At 45.1% G+C, this 15,298-nt stretch carries 16 protein-coding genes; 4 read left to right on the top strand and 12 right to left on the bottom strand.

Annotation, left to right across the window (positions count from 1 at the left end):
- Positions 1-14: 14 nt before the first annotated feature.
- Positions 15-635, top strand: a complete 621-nt coding sequence (locus H6G17_RS20695) for an antibiotic biosynthesis monooxygenase (protein WP_192160389.1) — start codon at positions 15-17, stop codon at positions 633-635.
- Between the two features lie 80 nt (positions 636-715).
- On the opposite strand, the gene H6G17_RS20690 is transcribed toward H6G17_RS20695, so the two are convergent.
- The 3 genes from H6G17_RS20690 to H6G17_RS20680 form a co-directional block, all read right to left on the bottom strand.
- Positions 716-2,218, bottom strand: a complete 1,503-nt coding sequence (locus H6G17_RS20690) for an FAD-dependent oxidoreductase (protein WP_192160387.1) — start codon at positions 2,216-2,218, stop codon at positions 716-718.
- 14 nt (positions 2,219-2,232) lie between these two features.
- The gene (locus H6G17_RS20685; protein ID WP_192160385.1) at positions 2,233-3,564 is read right to left on the bottom strand and encodes an FAD-binding oxidoreductase; all 1,332 of its coding nucleotides are present in this window, start codon (positions 3,562-3,564) and stop codon (positions 2,233-2,235) included.
- Between the two features lie 96 nt (positions 3,565-3,660).
- Positions 3,661-4,128 (bottom strand): tetratricopeptide repeat protein, encoded by a 468-nt coding sequence (locus H6G17_RS20680; protein ID WP_192160383.1) that lies wholly within the window; start codon positions 4,126-4,128, stop codon positions 3,661-3,663.
- 334 nt (positions 4,129-4,462) lie between these two features.
- Here H6G17_RS20680 and H6G17_RS20675 point away from each other — a divergent pair, with 334 nt between their 5' ends.
- Both H6G17_RS20675 and H6G17_RS20670 read left to right on the top strand, forming a co-directional pair.
- Entirely contained in the window at positions 4,463-5,719 is a 1,257-nt protein-coding gene (locus H6G17_RS20675) for a GTP cyclohydrolase II (RefSeq protein ID WP_192160381.1), read from the top strand.
- A 143-nt stretch (positions 5,720-5,862) separates the two neighbouring features.
- The gene (locus tag H6G17_RS20670) at positions 5,863-7,206 is read left to right on the top strand and encodes a URC4/urg3 family protein (RefSeq protein WP_192160379.1); all 1,344 of its coding nucleotides are present in this window, start codon (positions 5,863-5,865) and stop codon (positions 7,204-7,206) included.
- Here H6G17_RS20670 and H6G17_RS20665 read toward each other — a convergent pair.
- From H6G17_RS20665 to H6G17_RS20625, 9 genes are all read right to left on the bottom strand, one after another.
- The gene (locus H6G17_RS20665; protein WP_015157463.1) at positions 7,203-7,667 is read right to left on the bottom strand and encodes a hypothetical protein; all 465 of its coding nucleotides are present in this window, start codon (positions 7,665-7,667) and stop codon (positions 7,203-7,205) included. The two genes, H6G17_RS20670 and H6G17_RS20665, sit on opposite strands and share 4 nt — an antisense overlap.
- Positions 7,668-7,822: 155 nt before the next feature.
- Complete coding sequence (locus H6G17_RS20660) at positions 7,823-8,599, bottom strand: MBL fold metallo-hydrolase (protein ID WP_192160377.1); 777 nt, start codon at positions 8,597-8,599, stop codon at positions 7,823-7,825.
- 19 nt (positions 8,600-8,618) lie between these two features.
- On the bottom strand, positions 8,619-9,215 hold the full coding sequence (locus H6G17_RS20655) for an aminodeoxychorismate/anthranilate synthase component II (RefSeq protein WP_192160375.1): 597 nt from the start codon (positions 9,213-9,215) through the stop codon (positions 8,619-8,621).
- A 118-nt stretch (positions 9,216-9,333) separates the two neighbouring features.
- Positions 9,334-9,789, bottom strand: a complete 456-nt coding sequence (locus H6G17_RS20650; protein WP_192160373.1) for a diacylglycerol kinase family protein — start codon at positions 9,787-9,789, stop codon at positions 9,334-9,336.
- Between the two features lie 182 nt (positions 9,790-9,971).
- Positions 9,972-10,505 (bottom strand): rRNA maturation RNase YbeY, encoded by a 534-nt coding sequence (gene ybeY / locus H6G17_RS20645; protein WP_192160371.1) that lies wholly within the window; start codon positions 10,503-10,505, stop codon positions 9,972-9,974.
- Positions 10,505-10,732 (bottom strand): DUF3285 domain-containing protein, encoded by a 228-nt coding sequence (locus H6G17_RS20640; RefSeq protein ID WP_192160369.1) that lies wholly within the window; start codon positions 10,730-10,732, stop codon positions 10,505-10,507. The genes ybeY and H6G17_RS20640 overlap by 1 nt, the downstream gene beginning before the upstream one ends.
- Positions 10,733-10,949: 217 nt before the next feature.
- Positions 10,950-11,879 carry a hypothetical protein gene (locus H6G17_RS20635; RefSeq protein WP_192160367.1) on the bottom strand — a complete coding sequence of 310 codons (930 nt, stop codon included), beginning with the start codon at positions 11,877-11,879 and terminating at the stop codon, positions 10,950-10,952.
- A 273-nt stretch (positions 11,880-12,152) separates the two neighbouring features.
- A protein-coding gene (gene prfB / locus H6G17_RS20630; protein WP_192160365.1) for a peptide chain release factor 2 occupies positions 12,153-13,266 on the bottom strand; the annotation gives its coding sequence in 2 pieces (ribosomal slippage) (positions 12,153-13,193 and positions 13,195-13,266; 1,113 coding nt in all).
- A gap of 175 nt (positions 13,267-13,441) precedes the next feature.
- Positions 13,442-14,170: a Bax inhibitor-1 family protein gene (locus tag H6G17_RS20625; protein WP_192160363.1), complete on the bottom strand. Its 729-nt coding sequence runs from the start codon at positions 14,168-14,170 to the stop codon at positions 13,442-13,444.
- Between the two features lie 331 nt (positions 14,171-14,501).
- Between H6G17_RS20625 and H6G17_RS20620 the strand changes: the two genes are divergently transcribed.
- Positions 14,502-15,287, top strand: coding sequence for an RNA polymerase sigma factor SigF (locus H6G17_RS20620; RefSeq protein WP_192160361.1), 786 nt, complete (start codon positions 14,502-14,504; stop codon positions 15,285-15,287).
- Positions 15,288-15,298 lie beyond the last annotated feature (11 nt).

Here is a 15,298-nt window from a genome sequence, read left to right as displayed (position 1 = left end):
GTAGAAAATCTAAGATGATTCAAATAGATAGCACCAATGCCGTTACTGTCGGGTTAGATCTTTACAGCGTCGCCCCAAGGCATCAAGATGGTTTGGTAGAAGCAATTGTACAACAACAGATTGAATCTTGGTTATCTAGCAATTTCTTAAAATCTGCTAGCGTTCATAAAAGTTTAGATAGCGTTCGTGTCTTTACCTATAGCCAGTGGATGCCTAAATTCGATTATCGCAATTTATCACGCCCAACTATTTTTACTGAATTTTTTCCTCCCGATTCCCATTTACTCGAAGTGTTCGCTAGCCGGTCGCTATCTCAAGAAGTTTCGATTGTTGCAGGCGATCGCATCACTCATTTAGCAGAGTTTAGAATGATTTCTGCTAATCAGCAAGAAATGGTGAAACGCGCATCATCTGAACTCGATCGCGCTATGAATAATTCACCAGGTTTGATTTCGGCTACTTTTCATCGTAGTCTAGATGGTACGAGAGTTTTCAACTATGGGCAATGGGAGAGCCAAGAAGCATTTGAAGCTATTTTGAAGCAGCCTGGATTTAATCCAGATGAGCCTTATTGGGCGGGAATTGCTCGCAACGAATTCCATCTATATCAAATCGTTCATGCATACGAAAAATAGACTTAAGCCAAGTATTAGGCGAATAGAATTCGCGGCTACACAAACTAAGTCCGCCTGCGCGGACTAGTAACAAATTAAAATTATGGTAGCCAAAATTGAGGGAAGATATTACCTAAATTACGTAAATTATAGTTAAGCGATCGCATCATTTCTATATGTGGCTCGTCTGATTCGACGGGAATAATTTCGGCTTTCATCCCTTTCCCAAATCTTTCTAGAACTAAATTTGCTGCTTCTAAACCAGTGACGTAGGCTTTTTCTTGCGACCAAGAACCGTGACGGTTAATAATCCAATCACCGCTCATAAATACATTATCTATACTCGTCTTCTCTGGCAACATATTTTGATAGCTACCAGGGGCAAAATGAGTTACGGCTCTAGATAAACGAATGATACTGCGATCGCATATTTTAGCTGCTCGAAATTCTGGTACGCAAGTTGCTAAATAATCTTGCACCATCTGAACAATTTCCTTATCGCTCATTGGTAACAGTTGGTTAGCATGATAGAAATCTGCTTCGATGACTGTTTCCGGTATGTCGCGATATTCATCGTGTAAAGCATTGAGATCGAAAAACGTCCAACCCGTGGTAGCATCAAAGCCAAAACAAGCATTGGAAGGACGGGGAATGTGAATTTTGCGATCGCACCACAGTCGAGTTGCTAATACATCAACTGCGCCTAAGTTCATCAAGCTACGAAACTCTTTACGGTTTTGCAAGCTGGAACTACCGCTAACAATTTTCTGCATCCCGCTGACTCCTACAGCAAAGATAACAGCATCCGCATCGAAAACTTCATCCCCACAAACTACAGCTTTTGCCAAACCTTCACTATCGAGGAGAATATCGCTGACGCGACGGTTAGATAGAATTTTGCCTCCCGCTTGTTCGATTTGTTCTACCCAAGGACGAAAAATCTTTTCTCCTACAGTACCCCGACACCAAACTACGTCAAAATCTGGTTGGTGCGCCAGAATGAAATAATACAACATTCCCAAAGCAGCAGCCGCAGAACACTGTTCGCCTGGTGCAAATAACCCCACCAGCAGCATCGGTTCAAACGAGTCATGGTAAAGTCTAGCTGATACGCCAAAATCTTTGAATAGTTCGCGAGCTGTGACTTTATCGTAACGCTGCCAAGCTGCATCACTATTATCGAAATCTACTACAGCATAAAGTAAGGGTAAAGCACTAAGGCGATCGCTTAAAGGTAATCGTTTGAACTGAGTGTAGAGAAAAGTTCCTAGTGGTGTAGGGAGGCGCGGTAAATCTTGAAAAATTGGCGACTCTACCTCTAATCCAGCAGGGGAATATTGGGAAGAACGGGTAAAAGGCGTAAAAGGATTAATCCCTAGTTCCCGTACCAAAGAAAAGATATTGCTGTAAGGATACCAGAAACCATGAATTCCTGCTTCTACCGATCGCCCGCCTGGAGTTTTCCAACCCGCAACCAAACCCCCAGGATAAGCACCTGCTTCTAACAGCGTCACATTGTACCCTTGTTTTGCTAGGCGATATGTAGCTCCTAATCCAGCCCAGCCAGCACCAATAACGACGACTTTCGGATTCTGTGATTCCATGCTTGAGAGTCAGCCTACGATCGCATCAACGCCTTAATCTTACCTGGATTGAGCAACCCATAGGGATCGACCATTTGTTTAAACTTCATCTGTTCTGGGTCGATAACTTTTCTGCCACCGTCTTCAATAATATATGTATGCGGATTAGCAATGAAAACCCCGTGTTCTTCGTGATAGCGGATAATTTCGTTCAGGCGTTCCTCGGTAGTATATTGCACTAATTGCAGAGCAGCGGGAACAGTTCGACCGCCAACACGGATAAATTCTAAATGCATCATCACCTCGTCGCTGAAGTAACGATACATATGGTCTACTATTTGGAGATTTTTATCGGCAGGAAACAGACTTTGTAAATAGGTAATATTAGGATCGGCACTACGAGCGTGTAAAGTAGTATGATTCCAGGTAAATTCTGCCAAGTTGAATTTCTTACCTGCATCTTGTTGCGATCGCTGATAGGTAATACAACCGCCGTATTCTTGTACCAATCCAGGTAATAATTCCAAACTCGGTTCAGCTACCATTAACAGTGCTGCGTGAGTTCCATCAGGAATGTATTGACGTGCGCCGAAATAAGAGGGAATTGACCAAGCAAAAATAGAAATAAGCTTTTTAATCATCCCATCAGCATCGCCCAAAGCCTGACCGAAATGGGCAGCCGCCATAAAACTTTCAAAAGTGACAATCACCTCAACCCAAGGATAAGCCGCACCGAGGGGAATTTCTAATTCCGTGATAATGCCATTAATCCCCCAAGCATGGTTGACTTTGTGGATCTCATCTCCTCGAAGTTCAATCGCTCTGGGTTCGTCTTCCATAGTCACGACACGAATAGCATTAATATTACCGCGATCGCGCAACTGTCCGTAATTAATCGAGCCAATTCCCCCACTTCCGCCAGCAATAAACCCGCCAATCGTCGCCGTCCGATAAGTAGAAGGAACCATCCGCATCTCCCACCCCGTCTCTCGCGCTTTCTTATCCAAAGCAGCTAATTTCACCCCTGCTTCTACCCGCGCTACTCCCGATTTAATCCAGCGAATTGCCTGCATCCGCGACATATCCAAAACCACGCCACCGTGGAGGGGTACGCACTGCCCGTAATTGCCCGTTCCAGCCCCCCGTATCGTCACGGAAACGCGGTATTTAACGCAGGTTGCTGCAACTTGCATTACCTCTGCTTCTGTCGTAGGACGGACAACCAAATCCCCCTTTTTCCCATCTAACTGAGCTTGCAGTATGGGACTGAAAGTGTGGTAATCCTGAGATAACTTAGCAACTTGGTTAGGATCGCTAATAACTTCAATTCCCTGTAACTCAGCCGTCAGTGCATCCCAATCAATCATAATCAGTTATCAGTTATCAGTTATCTGTTGTCAGTGGAACCAGTGGCTGGTGACTAGTGACTAGAACTACTCGCCTATACCTTAGCTCTTTGCCCCTCATAACTTTGCCGTACATTCCAAGAGCAGCCTTTGATTATCTATGGCATATGGCTGAATCTTCAATGCTTGGCGAAAAGCGCGAATTGCAGCGGAATAATTTGCTAGTGCCATTTGGCATAAACCTAGACCGTGCCAAGCACCAAAATGCATTGAGTTGAGTTTAACGACTGTCTGACAATCTACCAATGCTTTTTCGTACTGGGCAGTGAAGTAGTATAGAATAGCTCGGCGATTCCAAGCTTCGGCAAAATCTGGCTGGTCGCGAATAAGTTCTGTCAAGACTGCTTCTGCCTGCGACACTTTTCCAGTCGAGAAAAGAACTTGAGAACGTTGGATGCATTCCCAACCGTAGTCCCCTTTTTGATAAAACCAAGCTCGCCACAGCGCTTCTGTTGCTGCCTGACGCACGACTTCATCAGGATGCTTCAGGTTTTCTAGAAAAGATTGAATAGACGACTCATTCATACGTTCGTTGTCATAGCTAAGTTATTAGTTAAGTCGGATGTTAAAGGCGATCGCGGTATGACTAAGGGCTTTTACCCGTTTCCTTCAATTTTAGAATTAAGCAAGTCCTGCCACTTTTTTGTAATTTTTTATACATAAATTCGAGAACTTAGTATCCTGAACCTCAGATTTAACCCAAGAGCAGCCAATTTCGTGCTATGGGTTACTATTGAAACCAAAATTCGATCGCTATAATTGAAGTTTCCCCCTTAAGGTTTGCTATTTGTAGCATCTTACTTTGTCTGGTTGCGTCACAGCCCTCTTAACCCCATTAGCAGGTAGAGCAAATACAACGATGCAAGAGCGAAAAAGTAGTCCCAGGCATATTATTCTGACTTCTCACCCGAGCAATTTTGGTTCGCAACCTATTCCGATTCGCTGGGGAGACAAAGACCCAATGCAACGGGGTCCGGTCGTGGCTACCCTCGCTAACCCAACTCACAGAAATGCGATCGGGACTCATTCAGGAGGTTATGCCGTCTATCGCGCTCTGGCTGTAGCAAGCGGGGTATTGCAAGCAGATCATCGTGCCGATTTAACAAATACTTCGCCTGTCGAGAAAATTGGACCATATCCGAGTTGGTACGACCCGGAGAAAATAGTTTCGCTCGATCCGTTTGGGGCAATGGTAGGCGAGGCATTTGCGTCTTATTACCAGGAAGGATACGATATTAGACCGACGATCGCAATTACCAAGGCGCACGTTTATCTTCCAGAATTACAAGCAGCGGTGGAAAAAGGGCGGTTGGCGATCGATGGCAAGCTGCTCAAATCTAAAGGCGATGTCCTTGTCACTAAAGCAGCGATCGAGCCTGTATGGTATTTACCAGGCATTGCCAAACGCTTTCAAATTTCGGAAGCAGACTTGCGCCGTGCCTTGTTCGAGCAAACGGGGGGGATGTTCCCAGAATTAGTGACGCGATCGGATTTAGAAGTATTTCTACCACCAATTGGCGGAGTCACAGTATATATATTTGGCGATTTGGCAGCAATTACCGATCCCAATCGACCCTTGGCAGTGCGGGTTCACGATGAATGCAATGGTTCCGATGTTTTTGGCAGCGATATTTGTACCTGTCGTCCTTACTTAGTGCATGGGATTGAAGTCTGCATTCAAACAGCACAGGAAGGGGGTGCAGGAGTCATTGTCTACTGTCGGAAAGAAGGTCGGGCATTGGGAGAAGTGACAAAATTTTTAGTTTACAATGCTCGCAAGCGGCAAGAAGGAGGCGATCGCGCTGATGCTTACTTTGCCCGCACGGAATGTGTTGCTGGGGTGCAAGATATGCGCTTCCAAGAGTTAATGCCAGATGTATTGCATTGGTTGGGCATGACTCGAATCGAGCGTTTGGTATCGATGAGTAACATGAAATATGAAGCCATCACCAACTCAGGTATTGAAGTTGTAGAACGAGTACCGCTCCCTGACGATTTGATTCCCCAAGACGCACAGGTGGAAATTGAGGCGAAAAAAGCCGCTGGCTACTACACTCCTGGCGTGGTACTAGATCCGCTAGGATTGGCAGAAATTAAAGGTAGAGAAATGGAATGAATTCGGAATTCCGAATTCGGAATTAACACCCCAAACTCGTACGGGCGGGTTTTGACTGAAGATTTGTTGTCAAAGCCCGTAAATCTTTTGCTAAACCCGCCCCTACACCCCATATCCCCTAATCTGTTCCCTATTCCTTGACGATGAATCTTCAAACTTCGCCATCCAACCTTCAGTCTCCAGAAGAGGCGATCGCCTATTTGCGTTCTCCCAGGGCAATTCGCGATCGCTGCGGGCAGTTGTTTGAGTTGGCACGGCAAGATAAGTTGAGTCACTTCCGCTGCGATTTGACGCAGTTAGGACGGGTGGCAAACTATGTTATTGCTGTCATGCAAGAGCAATATCCCGATGGGCAAATTCCCTTCCATAGCCGCTGGCAGCACTTTGAAGTTGGTGGAGTACCGCGTTTAGCTCAGTTAGAGCGGCTGTTGGCAGGGCTGTCGCCAGTCGAGCGAGCCGTGACTCAGTTCGATCTGGCGATCGTCAGCGTGCTGTTAGATGCGGGTGCGGGCGATCGTTGGTTGTATTGCGAACGGGAAACCGATTCAATCTTTCAGCGATCGGAAGGGCTAGCAGTGGCTAGTTTTCGGATGTTCTGTCAAGGTGCTTTCTCCAGCCATCCTCATCAGCTTTTACAAGTTGATGCCCAAGGATTGCAATCTCTGAGTGAAGCAACCCTAGCTCAAGGATTTCAGATAAGTGAGGATAATCCATTGGTAGGGTTGGCAGGACGAGTAGAACTATTACAAAAATTAGGGCGATCGCTCCTCGCTTGTCCGCAAATGTTTGGTGACGACAATCCCCGTCCGGGTCATCTCGTGCATTATTTATTAGAGCGATCGCACCACAAACAACTACCAGCTGCAACAGTTTTGCGTGCTGTTTTAGAAGGACTCGGCAGTATTTGGTCTGGCAGAATTGAAATAGCCGGAGTTAACCTCGGCGATGTTTGGTATCACTCAGCGTTGGAAGGGAGCAGGGAGCAGGGACGAGCAGGGAGCAGAGGAGCAAGGGAGCAGAGGGGCAGAGGGGTAGAGGAGCAGGGGAGCAACTACCAATTACCAATTACCAATTCCCTCGTACCATTTCACAAACTTTCGCAATGGTTGACTTATTCTCTTTTAGAGCCACTACAAGAACTCGGTTTAGAAATTACGGGACTTGACGACCTGACCGGATTACCAGAATATCGAAATGGTGGTTTGTGCCTCGATCTCGGACTGCTACAAGCCAAACACTCAGATATTTTCCACTACACCCACTCAGTGGACTCGGAAGTCGTTGTCGAGTGGCGAGCATTAACTGTGATTCTATTGGACCAAATTGCTGCAACGATCCGCCAGCAGTTGGAAATGGATGCTAAGCAGCTGCCTTTAGTCAAAATTTTGCAAGGCGGAACTTGGAGCGCCGGACGGCGGATTGCTGCCGAACTCAGACCGAATGGAGTTTCCCCCATTCAGTTACAGAGTGACGGTACGGTGTTTTAGCGAAATACTAAGCGCTGCAACAAAGTTTTCAAAAATATGCCGAGCTGAAATTGATAAAATTCGATCGCTAACCAACAAATTGTTAATAAGTGTGACAAAAAGGTGAGCCAAATCCAAGCATACGGTAGCCAATATAAAGGAGTATCTGGGAGTGGCGGAAAGATATAGACGGTCAGCCCAACTATAGCTGTTGGTACTGCTACGAGAGCGATCGCGGCTAGAGTATAACCCCAGCCAAATTCTACGCCGTCATAATAAGCTTCTATCCACCTTCTGCCATTCCAACGCCAGACTAGCGGTGGTTGACAGGAGAGCATTTTCAACTGCTGTCTTTCTACATCAGTTTCAAAAATCTGCTGGCAGCAGTCGCAAGCCATCGCTTCCATTAAAGGCATAGCTTGAACCTTGCCCAAACGACAGGCTGGGCAGGGATAAATGCTGTTAGAGTTCAACTGCATCATCGCTGTCAGGAAACTACACCTTTCCAAGTTAGCAGTTATTACGGAGTAGGGAGTGCACGAGCAGTGACCAGTGACCAGTTATCAATGACTAACAACCAACGAGCAACTACCAACTACCAACGATCGATGACAAATGACAAATGACCAACTACCAGTTAAAACTTATAACTCAATACCTGAATTGCAGTTTCGTCCTTGGGTAAGTCGGCGGGTTTAACAGTTAAACTATCGCTTTGGCTGCGACGTATGGGAGTTCCTTCCATCAATGACAAAAATTCATCTAGCGGCACGATGTCGCAGGCAGCAGGATCGGCGGCTTGGGTACGATAGTGAGTCGGAATGACTAACCTGGGATTGATACTTTTGACGGCTGCTTGAGCTTCTTGAGGGTTATAAGCTTTAGCACCACCCCCCACTGGCACTAGTAACACGTCGGGACGACCTATGAGGATTTTTTGTTCGATTGTGATTGGTGCAGCAGCTCCCCCTAAGTGCAAAATCCTGATCCCGCCTTGCGTCCACAGCCATGCTACGTTAGTACCAAACCTTCTCCCCTTTTCGCGATCGTGGTCGATCGCAATTCCTTGGATCTGCGTTCCTTTAAATTGGTATACTCCAGGTTCAAAGATCAGCTGGGGATTGCCAGGAACTTCTTCTACTGCCCCTTCATCCAATAATTGACTACTAATTAAAACCAAATCTGTTTCTACTTTCGGTGGTCTGTATCCCGCCGTACAGCCTAGCTGCCGAAAAGGATTGACCAGAATTCGCGCCCCACCACCAGTAAATAGAAAACAAGTATGACCCAACCATCGTACCGTTAACCCGCCGCCTGTTTGAGCTACAGCAGGCTGAGATTTTGCTGCAAGCGTCACTGCTAAGGTAGAAAGTAGCCCAGCTCCAGCATAGCCAATCAACTGTCGTCGTTTCATTGCTTCTCCGTTCACTCCACTAGTGGGACGGCAGTTGTTTCAGGAAGTTGCGCAGCAATTGCTTTCCTGAAGTTGTGAGGACGCTTTCTGGGTGAAACTGGACTCCTTCAATGTGAGGATATTGCCGATGTCGCACTCCCATAATTGTCCCGTCCTCAACCCAGGCGGTAATTTCTAACACGTCTGGGCAGGTCTGCCGTTCGATCGCTAAACTATGATAGCGGGTTGCGGTCAACGGATTTTCTAAATCTTTAAATACGCCTACTCCCGTATGGGAAACTGATGAAGTTTTACCATGCATTAATTCAGGTGCAGAGACAACTTTACCACCAAAGACTTGTCCGATGCTTTGATGCCCCAAACATACGCCCAATATCGGTGTATTCTCGCCTAACTGGGCGATCGCCTCCAGAGAAATTCCTGCATCTTCTGGGCGACCTGGACCTGGAGAAATCACAACCCCATCTGGCTGTAACTCGCGGATCTGCTCGATCGTAATTTGGTCATTACGATAAACCCGAACCTCTGCTGCAACTGGGAACTCTGCCCCCAATTCACCCAAGTACTGCACTAGGTTATAAGTAAAACTGTCGTAATTATCAATAACTATAATCATTTTTGAGTGGTGCGTGGTACGTGGTGCGTGGGGAGGAGTGAGGGTCAAGAAGTGAGTTTTCTGTCAATCCCCCTTGTCCCCCTTGTCCTCCTTGTCTCCCTTGTCCTTATTCCTATTGTCAATTTAAATATGAAACAATTAGTCTCACAAGGGGAGGCAACAAAAGAGCGGCGGCGACTAAAAGGGCAGCGATAGCCGAGATTAAGACTGCTCCGGCGGCGCAGTCTTTAGCAATCTTAGCGAGTTCGTGATATGTCTGCTTTACCGTCAAGTCTACAACAGACTCGATCGCGGTATTGAGTAATTCCATCACTAGCACTAAGCCGCTAGTCAGCGTAATCACAGCTATTTCGACCAAAGGCAAACGTAATAATAAGCCCAGAAAGACAGCAAGAGTTCCTATACAGATATGGATGCGGAAGTTGCGTTGAGTTTTAAACGCATAAGCAATGCCACTCCAAGCATATTTGAAGCTTACCAATAAGCTGGAGGCGACTTGCCAAGAGAAATCTCGCTGAATTGGAACCACTTTTTCTGTTCTACTAGGCGTTGAGGTCGAAACTTTTTGGGTCATAGATGGCAAACATCAATAATTTTTGGTTTTTATATCTAGCCGAGTTACAGCCTATTACTTGCTTAATTTGTCAATTTCCACAGACAGTTTAATTTAGACATATCTCATCTAGCGAGACCATATTAGTAACAAATTGTCGCGATCGCGTTGTGCCAATATTTACAATTACAATCTTGCCCAGTTTAATCAAGATTGACATCAAGACCAACTATCCTTAGTAGCAAAGTTTGCTGTTCCAGCATCTCTGATAGGGTTTCCTCATCTGGGTGATCCCAACCTAAAAGGTGTAAAAGACCGTGAGCGGCTAACCAAGCTAGCTCTGTCGATAGCGAATGTGCTTGTTGTTGTGCCTGCCTGCTAGCGGTATCAATTGAGATCGCAATATCGCCTAAGTATAGAGGTAAAAGCGATCGTAACTCCTCTAACTGCGGTACGTCCGATTCCAGTGCGGCAAAGGCTAAAACATCTGTAGGCTTATCTTGCTGCCGATACTGCGAGTTAAGTGCTTGAATTTCCGCATCATCCGTTAGACGTAAACTCAGTTCGTAACTGTCAGCAGCAGGAAGCTGAGAGGATAAACTCTCTAGCCAGCACTCAAACCATTTTTGCCAAATTTGGGCATCAACTGCTGGTTCCATTCCAGAAGCTTCAGTAAAACAGTCCTGCACGCAGACTTCAACTTGTACGCCAGAATTTTCTGTATTCCTGGTTGTCATTATCGAGTTATGTAAGCTAAACCCACCAGTAAAGTCAATAATCCTATGGTTGTGAGGGCAAAATGTTTCAAAGAAGTCCCTCTCTTTTTCACCATGTTGCGCATAGCGAGTTTTACATAACTCGGTCGAGGCTCAGGGGTGACTTCATTCGCCACATGAGACGGTACTTTTGGCGCTTCCGTTAGTTGTGCCTCAGCGGTTTTCGTCGTGTCAGGTGAATTCTCCATGAGATTGACCCTAAAGTTTTGCTAGGTTCTTTCTCAAATGTAACAGTTTGTTGCACCAATAATGTAGTCCGTACCCAGGTTAATAGCTGAGAAACAAGCGCAAATCGCTTTGCGCTCGTTCCCAATCTTTGTCTCAGTTTCTAAAGATTGCCGATTATACTAACTACAGCGATCGCTCCCATTCGGCATTAGACAAGCAATGTTATTACTAATGTTGTTACTTGCGTCCGACAAGTATCTTCTGGCGCTCGGTCACTTCCTCAGTGCGAACCTCTTCACCATAAACTTCTAATAAACGACAGCGCACCCGATCGGAAATTTTAGCTAGTCCGCCGCCTCCGTGAGTATCTGATGGTTTCAGCGTATTTCGGGTAATCCCGAAAAAGTGAGTCGCAAAACGGTGATGCACTGGTTCTGGTAGTCCTACAAAAAACATCAGCCTTTCGTACCGCAGGTATTCAAATATTCTTGCTCCGGTATCGTAAAATATCGCGGCGGGTTTCAAAGCATGGCAAGAGCGCCGCAACTCAATTGGTCCCTTCTTAAATATTCTGTGGAGTAGCATGAAGCGCGATCGCAGTTTATTGAAAGGTGACAGCAATGAGTATTCATTGTCTATATAAAAGTCTACAAATGACTTTCCTTGCCTCAGTGCTTCTCGAATAGGAGCTACCTTGAGCAGAGTTAGCGGTATCCAAGGACGTTCGTGATAGAGAGCATTTTCTAAAGCGGTTCCCTGAAAAGCAGGTTCTTCAAGCCAACTTGGTCCATTGGTAAAGCCACAACCAAAAACCTGCGGTTCGTCAATATATTCTTTGAAAAAGCTAATTATAGCGGAATCCTGAATTTCCAGATCCGAGTCAACTAATAAAACTTTCTCTGCGGCAATATGATTAAAAAGCCAGTCTAAAGTTTGACCGTGAGGACGTAAGGGAGCGGTTAAAATATCAAAATCATACCGCTTCATCAAAGCTAAAAAATGTTTTAAACTACCATCAGTTGACTCACAGTCGATCAACAGTACGGGCATTTTTGCATGACGAATAACAGATAGTAAAGCTAAGGTTGTAACTAGTTTTGTATTGAAATTAATAATAACTGCTCTTTCTGTTTCAGCAGATAGCTCGGATAAACTTTGAATTAGCACGATTAGTGTCCTAAAATAATTCTTTTTGGGTTTCGACGTGGAGCAAACAGCATTAACAGCACATGAGGAAACTGATTTTTGTAGCTATTTATTGCATTAATTATGAAGATTAAATTTAAGCAGAGCAATATGGAAAAGTTCAGCAAACTAATTCAGGGTCAATGGTTTGCAAAACAAAAAAAGAGCTAAGGACTGTGAACAGCAAAACCATTTTGGTTTTTTTCCTCCAGTTTCCTCAGCTTTCTTTTTTCTGCTCTGAGTCTTGCTTGTCCCTTAACTAGCCACTAGTTGCTTCTCCTGGCGTAGATAAGACTCAATAAAGGTATCGAGTTCGCCATTCATTACGTCGGTAATTGCTGTTGTTTCTATGTTTGTCCGCAAATCCTTCACCATTTGATATGGATGGAAAACGTAGTTGCGGATCTGGTTGCCCCAGGCTGCTTCTACCATATCGCCGCGAATTTCAGCGATTTCTTGAGCGCGTTGTTCTTGGGCAATAATTAACAGCTTGGCTTTGAGGATCGCCAGGGCTTTCTCTTTATTTTGTAGCTGCGATCGCTCTTGGGTACAGCGGACGGCGATTCCCGTAGGAACGTGGAGGATGCGCACGGCTGTTTCTACTTTGTTAACGTTTTGTCCTCCCTTACCACCAGAACGAGTGGTGGTAATTTCCAAATCTTTATCGGGAATTTCCAACTGTACGGAAGTATCGATTTGGGGCATCACTTCCACACCAGCAAAGCTAGTCTGGCGTTTACCGTTGGCGTTAAACGGAGAAATCCGCACCAAACGATGAGTTCCTTTTTCGCCTTGTAAATAGCCGTAGGCATAGCGACCGGAAATTTCTAAGGTAGCGGATTTAATTCCGGCTTCATCTCCTTCCGAAATCTCATCGAGTTGGACTTTATAACCGCGATCTTCCGCCCAACGAGTATACATCCGCAGTAACATTTCCGCCCAGTCTTGGGCATCAGTTCCACCTGCTCCAGCATTAATCGTTAAAATTGCGCCTTTGTCATCGTAGGGACCGGATAACAACTGTTGCAACTCCCATTGGTCGAGTTCGCGGTTGAGGCTGGTAACGTTTGTCTCAGCCTCTTGCAGCAGAGATTCGTCCGTTTCGAGTTCCAGTAGCTCTAGTAGGGCTTTGGTATCTTCTAGGCTACCTTGCCAGCGATCGTATTGCTGGATATGAGTTTTCAGGTCGTTGAGTTCCTGAAGTGTTTGCTGTGCTTTGGTTTGGTCGTTCCAAAACTCCGGTTGGGCAGCAATTTGTTCTAGATCTTGAATTTTTGCCGTCAGTGCGGGGATGTCAAAGATAGTCCTGGGTTTTACCCAGGCGATCGGACAACTTTTCAACTTCGCGTTTGATTTCTAGTGCTTCCATATAGGTTTCGAGTAGCGATCGCTCACTGAGTGATAGGGTGCGTTAACAACGCATCCTACTTGTATTGATGATTTTAACCAGAGTTGAAAACCTTTGGGGCAACAACCAAAAAAAACCGTGGCTGTTTTGAAGCCACGGCAGATCGTTTGTAGAGACGTTAGATGTAACGTCTCCACTAGTCACGGCTATTCAAGGCAATTAACAACCGCAAGATGAAAATAAACAGATTGATGTATGTCAGATACATCGACAGCGCCGCAGGGAGATATTGGTCGTTATGGTAGGTACGAGGCAGAACGTAGAAATCTACGACTGCTGCACCAACAAATAAACACACGCCAATGCCTGAAATTGCAATTTCTAACCAAGTCGGCGTATAAATGCCAAACAGAGCAAACAGAAATTGTGCCAAACAGACAACCACTAGGGCAATGACTCCCAGGCTGACTGTTTTCGTCAATGCCATGCCGTCCTGTTCTGACAAGTTAGAACCAATTTGACGTGCCGCAATAAAGGTGACACCGCAGCCGAGGGCAGCAAACCCCACACCTGCAATCCCTACGCCTTGGGCTCTTAGTGCCATAAAGACGATGCCGCTAAGAGTATAGCCAGTTAGCAAGCTATATGTTGCTAGTAGAGGCAGGGCAACGCGATTATTACCTTTCTCAGCAACGTTCATTGCCACGAAGAACAGAATCAGTTCCAAAATGACCGCACCAATAAACGTAGGGAAGAATAACCCTGGATTGGCACGGATGACACTTAGACCACCGTAGGTTCCCAGTGCTGTTAGTACCAGCCCGCCACCTAGATAAGGCAGGGCGTTAGCAATAACGTTTGGACCTACTATGGCGCTAGTCTTAGCTTGACGAATTGCTTCGCGAAAATTGCTAGTGCTACTCATGGAATTTTTTCTTAATTTTTTAACAGGTTGTGCAAGAGCAACGATATTGTGACATATGCCTATTTTGGCTTAAACCTCTAACAGTTAACCAGGGTGAGACTAGCAGCAGAAATCTGAACCTAATCTTAAGATATTTGGCATTCTCAGCCAGTCAACTCAGCAGATCTACGGAGAAAATTCACCGCAATCTGCTAATCTCCTCATAAATTCAGTAAGAACGACATGGTTTGAGAAGCTTTCTCCACCGACAATAATTTTCAGCTTTGATTAAAGATTTTGCACCACCTGTTAATTCCCATTAGGGAAGCTTAGATCGCTGTTGAGGATTTTTATGTCGATAACTCATACTAGAGGCTGCTCTAATGGGATAGAGCTATTAATTGCTTATTATCAACATCCTTCGATTGCATTGCGCAATAAACTTGTAAGTATGCACACTGGTTTGGTACGAAAGATGGCGCATCAATTTAGCCGCCAATGTACCGAGCCATATGAAGATTTAGAACAAATCGGTTACTTTGGTTTAATTCGTGCTATCGAGCGCTTCAACCCTTATCAAGGTTATGCTTTTAGTTCTTTTGCAATTCCTTATATTCGAGGTGAAATTTTACATTTCTTACGCGATCGCACGGGAGTTGTGAAAATTCCCCGTCGTTGGCAAGAACTTCACAATCAAGGACAGAAGGCTCGTAAAGATTTAACATTAACTCTCGGTCGCACTCCTACAGATATAGAAATTGCTGAAGAATTGAATGTTGCAATTCAAGAATGGTTAGATAGTAAGCTCGCTTTTCAAAATCGAATTGTCTTAAGTTTAGATAGTACAGTTATTCAACATCTCGATTGCCAAATTAAATTAGCTGATGCTTTACCCGACCAGCGCTCTACTAGCTTGCAACAACAGGAAGAAGACCGCCAACAATTGCAAGGAGCAATGAATCAGCTAGAAGAAAAAACTCGTAAAGCTGTAGAATTTGTTTTCTTGAAAGAGTTTTCTCGTAAAGAGGCTGCTAAACGAATTGGTATTAGCCCGATGACTGTAACTCGATATCTTCAAAAGGGTAAAGAACAGTTGTTCTCTTTACTACAACCTCAAATAGCTCAAACTAGAGCATGATAATTCGTAAT

Source organism: Chroococcidiopsis sp. [FACHB-1243] (genome assembly GCF_014696895.1).
Lineage (GTDB): Bacteria > Cyanobacteriota > Cyanobacteriia > Cyanobacteriales > Chroococcidiopsidaceae > Chroococcidiopsis.
This window is presented reverse-complemented; position numbering and strand designations above follow the sequence as displayed.

Coding starts and splice junctions, on each gene's coding strand:
- H6G17_RS20675 (WP_192160381.1), top strand. CDS start 4,463: ATGCAAGAGCGAAAAAGTAGTCCCAGGCATATTATTCTGACTTCTCAC.
- H6G17_RS20690 (WP_192160387.1), bottom strand. CDS start 2,218: ATGGAATCACAGAATCCGAAAGTCGTCGTTATTGGTGCTGGCTGGGCT.
- H6G17_RS20670 (WP_192160379.1), top strand. CDS start 5,863: ATGAATCTTCAAACTTCGCCATCCAACCTTCAGTCTCCAGAAGAGGCG.
- H6G17_RS20640 (WP_192160369.1), bottom strand. CDS start 10,732: ATGGAGAATTCACCTGACACGACGAAAACCGCTGAGGCACAACTAACG.
- H6G17_RS20620 (WP_192160361.1), top strand. CDS start 14,502: ATGTCGATAACTCATACTAGAGGCTGCTCTAATGGGATAGAGCTATTA.
- H6G17_RS20665 (WP_015157463.1), bottom strand. CDS start 7,667: ATGATGCAGTTGAACTCTAACAGCATTTATCCCTGCCCAGCCTGTCGT.
- H6G17_RS20650 (WP_192160373.1), bottom strand. CDS start 9,789: ATGACCCAAAAAGTTTCGACCTCAACGCCTAGTAGAACAGAAAAAGTG.
- H6G17_RS20680 (WP_192160383.1), bottom strand. CDS start 4,128: ATGAATGAGTCGTCTATTCAATCTTTTCTAGAAAACCTGAAGCATCCT.
- H6G17_RS20625 (WP_192160363.1), bottom strand. CDS start 14,170: ATGAGTAGCACTAGCAATTTTCGCGAAGCAATTCGTCAAGCTAAGACT.
- ybeY (WP_192160371.1), bottom strand. CDS start 10,505: ATGACAACCAGGAATACAGAAAATTCTGGCGTACAAGTTGAAGTCTGC.
- H6G17_RS20660 (WP_192160377.1), bottom strand. CDS start 8,599: ATGAAACGACGACAGTTGATTGGCTATGCTGGAGCTGGGCTACTTTCT.
- H6G17_RS20655 (WP_192160375.1), bottom strand. CDS start 9,215: ATGATTATAGTTATTGATAATTACGACAGTTTTACTTATAACCTAGTG.
- H6G17_RS20685 (WP_192160385.1), bottom strand. CDS start 3,564: ATGATTGATTGGGATGCACTGACGGCTGAGTTACAGGGAATTGAAGTT.
- H6G17_RS20695 (WP_192160389.1), top strand. CDS start 15: ATGATTCAAATAGATAGCACCAATGCCGTTACTGTCGGGTTAGATCTT.